This window comes from Ruegeria jejuensis, from assembly GCF_041537905.1.
GTDB lineage: Bacteria > Pseudomonadota > Alphaproteobacteria > Rhodobacterales > Rhodobacteraceae > Ruegeria_C.
This window is the reverse complement of record NZ_JBGRUO010000015.1, coordinates 117,953-124,083: the sequence shown is the minus strand read 5'-3', so window position 1 is coordinate 124,083 and position 6,131 is coordinate 117,953. Positions and strand designations below refer to the sequence as shown.

Here is a 6,131-nt window from a genome sequence, read left to right as displayed (position 1 = left end):
GGGAAAACCCTCTGTCAATCGAGGCAAAATCACCTCGATCAACAGGAAACTCCCAACTCAACAAACCGCGAAACATATCCCGCGTAAGCACAACTCACGCCAAACAGAGCCCATATCGCGGAGCGATTTAGTGCTTGAGCCCAACTTGTACCTTTAGAATCTTCGCTGCGAGCGCACGTAGCATGGAAATTGCTGCATTTGCTCCGTTCATGGCGTTGCAGGGCGGCAGGAAAACCGGTCATTGGTGTATAGTGCGGCGCTCAGTTCGGTTCCGCTTCTAACTTAGGGCCTTCTCCTCGGTGCTGCATCACACTGCAACCGTTACAACGAACCGATGCAGAATACAGCGTACGACGGGTGCTACGGTCAATACGGTGGGAAAGGCTATTGCCCAAGATGACAGCCACGCTGATAGCCAAGTCGGTACAAAAACGGGCGTGAAACCGATGGCCAAGAATGTCGTCACGCCGGATATCAGCAACGTCATGAAATAGGACAGAAAATACCGAAGGCAATATGCTCAAGCTCGCGTGGGATGAACGGGCGGATCATTGGATCTCCGAATGACCTGACTTCGTGTTGAGATAAAGTCACCGCTGCTATCATGATCTTCGGTCTATTCTGCTGCTGCGCGCGGTTGAACTGTTAGGGCCGTCCATGCATCGTTTTGCGACAGGAAGATCTGGCCGTTTAAGTCATTGATCAGATGTGAACGTTTTAGCCGATCAATAACCGGCCCCTTCACCTCGGAGAGATGCAGGCCGACATCCATGTCCTTTAGTCGCGCGTTCACCGCTTCGAGGCTTTCGAGCGCGGAATAATCAACCTCATTGACCGCAGAGAACATCAACACGACATGGGTGATGCTGCAGCCGCTGGTGACGCGGGATTGGATCAGATCCTCTAGAAAGTGCGCGTTGGCGAAATAAAGGCTCTCATCCACCCGCAGGCTAAGCACACGCGGGTCGGTTTCGACCTCATGGCGCAGGGTGTTTCGGAAATGCTCACTTGCGGGGACGCGGCCGACCTCTGCCACATGGGGCCTGGACGTTTTGTAAAGGTGCAGCAGGACCGAAGTTATAACCCCAGCAGCGACGCCACCTTCAACCCCAAGCGTCAGGGTCAGCAAGATAGTCGCCGCAACCGCTGTAAAATCGGCGCGGCTGTAGCGCCATGTTTTCTTCAGGATCGAAAGATCGACCAGCGACAGCACCGCCACGATGATTGTTGCCGCGAGCGTGGCGTTTGGCAAGTAATAGACCAGCGGCGTGAGCGCGACGGCCGCGATTGCAAGACCAATGGCGGTGAAGGCCCCGGCGGCCGGCGTTTCAGCTCCGGCATCAAAATTCACGACGGACCGGGCGAAGCCGCCAGTGACGGGATAACCGCCAGTAAAGGCGGCCCCAAGATTCGCCGCGCCAAGGCCGATCAATTCCTGATCTGGGTCGATTCGCTGACGTTTTTTGGCGGCAAGCGTTTGCGCCACAGAGACAGATTCAACAAACCCGATGATCGAGATCAGGATCGCGGGCACCAACAGCGCTTGCAAAAGATCCGGAGAAAATCCGGGCAGGGTGAGGGGCGGCAGGCTCTGCGGCACGACCCCCACTATCTTGACACCTTGGCCCGCGAGATCAAGCGCCCACACCGCGAGGGTCGTACCAACCACTGCAGCAACAGGTCCTGCTTTGGTCGCAATATCCGCCACCAGCGCTGAAGCCCCAAGCCGCTTCAACGTCGGCTTCAAGCCTTTGCGGACCCAGAAGAGAAAAGCGGTCGCGGTCGTACCAATGGCAAGCGTGATCCAATTCACTTCGCCAACATGACCCGCAATCGCCACAAGCATCTCTGGAAGAGTATGACCGTGGGCCGAGACGCCAAGGATATGCTTGAGCTGGCTGGTGGCGATCAGAATGCCAGAAGCCGTGATGAACCCGGCAATCACTGGGCGGCTCAAAAAGTTGGCTAAAAAACCCAGCCGAAAGACCCCCATGAGGACCAGGAAACCACCCGACAGAAAGGCAAGTGTCAGGGCTGCAATCGCGTATCCCGCCGCGCCCTGTTCGGCGATCTGTCCGATGGCCGAAGCCGTCAGGAGCGAAACGACAGCGACAGGTCCGACGGCCAGCGCACGGCTTGTCCCAAACAGCGCATAAAGCACGATTGGCGCGATCGACGCATAAATCCCCGTCTCTGCTGGCAAACCTGCCAGCAGAGCGTAGGCAAGGCTTTGGGGGATCAGCATGATTGTGACAATCACAGCCGCAATCATATCGTTGGAAAATGCCTTGCGGTCGTAAGTGCGCCCCCAGTCAAGGATTGGCATGTAGCGCCGAAGCAGATGGGTCATCGTCTTGTCCATAAAAGGCGGCGGGATCAGGGATAAAGCCCCGCCGCGACGTCTATCCGCTGCTTATTCAGCAGTGACCTTGAGTTTTTCGGGTTTGGCCATCCATTCCTTGCCCTTCAGCATGGCCTTCCAATAGATCGGCGGCAGCATTTTCTCCTTGAGGAACCATGCCAAACGAGTCGGCTTGGTGCCGTCCAGTAGCGCAGTTGGAAAGCTGGGCTTGAGCACGCCGCCATAGCCAAACTCCGCCAGAACGATCTTGCCTCGTTCGACCGTCAACGGGCATGACCCATAGCCGTCATAGGCAGCCGTCGGCGAACGCCCCGCGACATCTGCCACGACGTTTTCGGCCACTGTTGGTGCTTGCTTGCGTGCCGCCGCAGCGGTTTTGGCATTGGGCGCGTTCATGACATCGCCAAGCGACCAGATGTTGTCAAAGCTCTTATGGCGCAGCGTGGTCTGATCCACATCTACCCAGCCCGCCGCGTCCGCGAGGGGGGACACCCGGATAAAGTCCGGGGCGACCTGCGGCGGACAGACATGCATCATGTCAAAATCGACTGTGACGGTGTCGAGGTCGGTGTCCGGCTTGGCGATTTTGAATGTCGCGGTCTTTGCTGGGCCATCCACCGCCACCAGATTGTGAAAGAAGTTCAACGTTGCATCGTACCTTTTGACGTACTTTTCCAACGCCGGCACATAGTCTTTCACACCAAAAAGCACGCCGCCTGCATTCATGAACTGAATGTCGATATCTTTTAGCGCTCCGTTGCGGAACCAGGCATCGCCGGACAGATACATCGCCTTTTGCGGCGCACCGGCGCATTTGATCGGCATCGGTGGCTGGGTGAAAAGCGCGCGGCCCTCTTTCAGCTCTTGCACCAACTGCCAAGTGTAGGGAGCAAGGTCGTAGCGATAATTCGAGGTCACGCCATTTCGCCCAAGGGTTTCTTCCAGCCCTTCGACGGCCTCCCAATCCAGCTTCAAGCCGGGACAAACAATCAGACGGTCGTATTTGACGACCCGGCATCCATCCAGGATAACGGCGTTGTTTTCGGGTTCAAACGCGGCCACAGCCGCCTTGATCCATTTGACTCCGCGCGGAATGAGCGCCCCCATGGTCTTCGCAGTCTCGCTGGCCTCAAAGATACCGCCGCCGACCATCGTCCAACCGGGCTGGTAATAGTGGATATCCGCCGGATCGATGATCGCAATCGACAGGTTTGCCCTCCTTGACTGCAGGCTGGCAGCAACCGACACACCGCCCGCACCGCCACCGACGATGACCACATCATACTTTGCGTCACCGGTATCCGTCGGGGTCTTGCCGCCATTAGCAATACGCCTGGCGACACCATTCATGTCATAGCCTGCCGCCTTCGCCGCAGCGAGGATTTCAGGCATGGGACGTTTTTTGCTTTCATGAAATGACCAAAGTGTGGCCGACCGTGTTCCAGTCCGGCAATAGGCAAGCACGGGACGCGGTAGATCCTTCAGCGCAGCGCTAAACGCCTCCACATCCGTGTCCTGAACCATGCCGGATTGGACCGGCACGTAGGCGACTTTGATCCCAGCCGCCGTCGCAACCGCCTCAATTTCTTCGAAACTCGGCTGATCGGCTCCTTCGCCGTCTGGACGGTTACAGATAATGGCGCGGAAGCCTGCCGCCTTTATCTCCACCATATCCTCGGCGGTGATCTGCGGGCTGACAGAAGTTTTTTCGGTAATCTTTTTGATATCCATCGATCCGCTCCTCAAAGCTGGTTCACAGGCACTTTGAGCATTGGGTTGCCGTCCTTATCTGTCGGCACTTCGCCCGCGCGCATGTTCACTTGCAGCGATGGGATGATCAGCTTGGGCATCGCAAGCTGCGCATCGCGTTCGGTGCGGAATTTGATGAATTCCTCCTTCGACTTGCCGCCGCCGACATGGATATTGCGCGCTTTCTCATCACCCACCGTGGTTTCCCACTGGATGTCGCGCCCGTTCGGACCGTAGTCGTGGCACATGAACAGCCGCATCCTGTCGGGGAGGGCCAGCACTTTTTGAATGCTGTCATAAAGGACACCCGCATCACCGCCGGGGAAGTCCGCCCGAGCAGAACCGCCGTCGGGCATAAACAACGTGTCGCCCACAAATGCAGCACTACCCATCACATGCACCATACAGGCAGGTGTATGGCCAGGCGTATACATCGCAAAGGCCTGCATATTGCCGATTTGATATGTGTCCCCATCTTCGAAAAGGGCATCAAACTGCGACCCGTCGCGCTGGAACTCCGTCCCCTCGTTGAAGACCTTTCCAAAGGTGTCCTGCACGACCATAATCATTGATCCGATACCGATCTTGCCGCCCAGTTTACCTTGAATGTAGGGTGCTGCGCTCAGGTGGTCGGCGTGAACATGGGTCTCGATGATCCACTCCAGCTTCAGGCCTTGCGCCTCGATCTGACGGATCAACTCATCCGCGTGGTCATAGGTGATCCGCCCGGCGGCATAGTCGATGTCCATAACGCTATCGACAATCGCACAGGCTTCCGACGATGGATCTTTCACGATGTAGCTGATCGTGTTGGTGGCATCGTCAAAGAAGGCCTGAACCTCCGGCTTGATGGTCATATTGACGGGGTAAGTCATGCTGTATCCTCCAAAAGCAATTCTTAGGGCTAGGTGGTCGCCTGTTTTGGCGTGGAGCGAACCAAGCGACGCAAAAAGAAGCCGCCTGTCACTGAAATAAGGAATAAGGCGACCTCCCAGCGGCCCGTCCCAAGCGCGGGGATTGCAGCACCAGGGCAAAAACCTGCGATTCCCCAGCCAACGCCGAACAGCGCCGCGCCGCCGATGAGCTTGCTGTCAATGAGCGTTGAGGTAGGCACCTGAAAACGCTGTTCAAACAGCGGCTTCGAACGACGCCAAACCAGTCTGTAACCGATAAACGTCACGACCAAGGCACCGCCCATGACGAACATCAGGCTTGGGTCCCACGTCCCGGCGATATCAAAAAAGTTCAGGACCTTTGCCGGATTCATCATGCCAGAGATCGCAATCCCCGTGCCGAACACCAGGCCGGTCAAAAGTGCAAACAAGTGTTTCATCTCAGCCTCCGATCACATGACGTATCAAGAAGACGGTGACGGCAGCGGTCGCCATGAAAGTCGGCGCAGCCACGAGCGAGCGGATCGACAGACGTGACAAGCCGCAAACCCCATGACCAGAGGTGCATCCGGATCCAAGGCTTGCGCCAAGCCCCACGATGACACCCCCAATGACGATCATGGTAGGGCTTACAGGGACTGTCAGCGCAGGTATCGCGCCTGTGACAGCGAAGATCAGGCCAGGGGACAGGATCATGCCGATGATCAATGCCAAGCGCCAGGTCATCTCGTCCCGGCTTTCAACAAAAACCGCACCAGATAATATGCCGGTGGCACCAAATATCCGTCCCAGGCCCAGCATTAACAGCACCGCCCCGAGGCCAATGAGCAAGCCGCCGCCAAGGGAAGTGAAAGGTGTAAACGCCGTTTCCATGTCCTTAGACCCGGCAAGTCTTGATGCCGAAGATAGAATAGATCGGGCAGACGCGGGTGGCAGCGACAATGAGCATCACAGCACCGACAATCCCCGCACCATATTTTAGGAGGGCACCGTCAAATGCAGGCAACCCGCCAAGGAAGGCAATGTAGAGTAACCCAACGCCAAGTGCTGCGCGAAGAATGCGGTCGATGGTTCCGACATTGGTGCTCATAGCGTTCTCCATTCTGATAACTTGGAGAACAGATATA

The 6,131-nt window shown here is 56.8% G+C and carries 7 protein-coding genes; all 7 read right to left on the bottom strand.

Annotated features, from left to right (window positions below):
- Positions 1-307 precede the first annotated feature (307 nt).
- Positions 308-499 carry a DUF2798 domain-containing protein gene (locus tag AB1E34_RS17225; RefSeq protein ID WP_372573565.1) on the bottom strand — a complete coding sequence of 64 codons (192 nt, stop codon included), beginning with the start codon at positions 497-499 and terminating at the stop codon, positions 308-310.
- Positions 500-616: 117 nt separating this feature from the next.
- On the bottom strand, positions 617-2,350 hold the full coding sequence (locus AB1E34_RS17220) for a SulP family inorganic anion transporter (RefSeq protein ID WP_372573557.1): 1,734 nt from the start codon (positions 2,348-2,350) through the stop codon (positions 617-619).
- 63 nt (positions 2,351-2,413) lie between these two features.
- Complete coding sequence (locus tag AB1E34_RS17215; protein ID WP_372573556.1) at positions 2,414-4,093, bottom strand: bifunctional protein tyrosine phosphatase family protein/NAD(P)/FAD-dependent oxidoreductase; 1,680 nt, start codon at positions 4,091-4,093, stop codon at positions 2,414-2,416.
- An 11-nt stretch (positions 4,094-4,104) separates the two neighbouring features.
- Entirely contained in the window at positions 4,105-4,986 is an 882-nt protein-coding gene (locus AB1E34_RS17210; protein WP_372573555.1) for an MBL fold metallo-hydrolase, read from the bottom strand.
- A gap of 29 nt (positions 4,987-5,015) precedes the next feature.
- Positions 5,016-5,444 carry a DUF6691 family protein gene (locus tag AB1E34_RS17205; RefSeq protein ID WP_372573554.1) on the bottom strand — a complete coding sequence of 143 codons (429 nt, stop codon included), beginning with the start codon at positions 5,442-5,444 and terminating at the stop codon, positions 5,016-5,018.
- A 1-nt stretch (position 5,445) separates the two neighbouring features.
- On the bottom strand, positions 5,446-5,877 hold the full coding sequence (locus tag AB1E34_RS17200) for a YeeE/YedE family protein (RefSeq protein WP_372573553.1): 432 nt from the start codon (positions 5,875-5,877) through the stop codon (positions 5,446-5,448).
- Between the two features lie 4 nt (positions 5,878-5,881).
- Positions 5,882-6,094, bottom strand: a complete 213-nt coding sequence (locus AB1E34_RS17195; protein ID WP_372573552.1) for a YgaP family membrane protein — start codon at positions 6,092-6,094, stop codon at positions 5,882-5,884.
- Positions 6,095-6,131 lie beyond the last annotated feature (37 nt).